Raw genomic sequence first — 1760 nt, 5'->3', positions numbered from 1 at the left:
CGACGACGACACCCGGCGCCGCTTGCAGCAGCAAGCCAAAGAGGCCGGCGTCTTTGCTCCGCATGTGCCAAAGGAGTTCGGCGGACAAGGCCTTGCGGTCGAGGATTGGTCCCCTGTCTTCCAGGAGGCCGGCTACTCCCCCATCGGAGCGGCGGTGCTGAACTGCATGGCTCCAGACGAGGGCAACATGCACATGATCAACCTCATCGGCACCACCGAACAGAAACAGCAGTATCTGGCACCGCTGGCGGCCGGCGATATCCGGTCCTGCTTCGCCATGACGGAGCCGCATCCCGGGACCGGTTCGGACCCTTCCATGCTGACGACGGCGGCACACAAGGTCGATGGCGGGTGGAAGATCAATGGCGACAAGCGTTTTATCAGCGGCGCTGACGGCGCCGGCTTCAGCATTGTCATGGCCCGCACGGATGCTGAGGGTGATGCGCCGGCCGGAGCAACGATGTTCCTCGTCGACACGTCCAATCCCGGTTTCATCCTCGGCAATCACATTCACACCATTGACCGGGCGATCGGCGGCGGACACCCACACGTCCGGTTCGACGATTGCTTCGTTCCCGAGGACGCCGTCCTGGGTGGCGTTGGACTCGGCTTCCGTTACGCCCAGGTGCGGCTGGGCCCGGCCCGTCTGACCCATTGCATGCGTTGGCTCGGACTCGCGCGCCGGTCACTGGACATCGCCCTGGACCGCTGCGAACGACGTGAAATGTTCGGCTCCAAGATGAAGGATCTTGGTCTCGCACAGGAGCTCATTTCGCAGTCTGTCATCGACATCGAGACCTCCGACGCGATCATCACCAAGACCGGCGATCTGCTGGGATCGGACCCGAAAGCCGGTTCCGCCATGTCCTCAATCGCGAAGGTGCACTGCTCGGAGGCGATCTTCCGCGTCATCGACCGGGCGATGCAGCTGTGCGGCGGCGACGGCATGTCCAATGCCCTGCCGCTGGCTTCTTTCCTCAACGAAGTGCGGCCATTCCGGGTCTACGACGGGCCGAATGAGACGCACAAATGGGCGATCTCCCGCCGCGCTTCCAAACGCCGCAAGGAAGAGGTCGACGCCGGCGCCCCCTATCTGGCCGATGTCACCGAAGGAGAGCTCTAATGCAGAACTATCCCGATGGCGTTGAAGTCGTCGCTACGAAGGCCGACGCTGCCAACCTGGCATTGCCGCCGCTGCTGATAGTGGATGCCGTCACGGAGTTCCTCGATGCCCGCAGACTCGGATCGGGTCGGATTTCCTGGGAGCGGATTGGCGATGGCCAGTCGAATATCACCTACCGGATAGAACGCGGCGGCGAGGCGTTCGTGCTGCGCCGCGGACCCCGGCCGCCGCTTCCCAAATCGACGCACGACATGGTGCGCGAGGCACGGATACAGCAAGCGGTCGGCAATCAGGGTGTACCCGTCCCGCAGATCCTGGCCATCTGTGACGATCCCTCCATCCTCGGCGTGCCGTTCTACATCATGTCCTTCCTGGAAGGATCGGTCCTCACCGACACCACCCCGGATTATCTGGACTCACCGAAGCTCCGCAAATCCACCAGCGCCGCCGTCGTCGACACCCTGGTGAAACTGCACCAAGTGGACGTGACCGTCCCCGAAGTCGCCTCATTCGGACGCCCGGACGGTTACCTCAGCCGCCAGGTGGAACGTTTTGCCGCCCTGTGGGACGTCAACACCACCAGGAAACTGCCCGACGTCGAAAAGCTCGGCGGCTGGCTGCGGGCCAACCTCCCGCA

2 protein-coding genes are annotated in these 1760 nt (G+C 63.5%); both read left to right on the top strand.

Translation table 11 applies throughout. The features are described 5' to 3' along the window. The coding region (locus tag Y707_RS25415; RefSeq protein WP_081744812.1) for an acyl-CoA dehydrogenase family protein at nt 1-1123 on the top strand (1123 nt) is incomplete at its 5' end. Next, a partial coding sequence (locus Y707_RS29810) for a phosphotransferase family protein (RefSeq protein WP_216699245.1) occupies nt 1123-1760 on the top strand: 638 nt, incomplete at its 3' end. The genes Y707_RS25415 and Y707_RS29810, both read left to right, overlap by 1 nt.

It is taken from the genome of Arthrobacter sp. H14 (genome assembly GCF_000520495.1).
GTDB lineage: Bacteria > Actinomycetota > Actinomycetes > Actinomycetales > Micrococcaceae > Arthrobacter_C.
The sequence above is the reverse complement of the archived record's forward strand: the minus strand, read 5'-3'. Positions and strand labels throughout refer to the sequence as shown.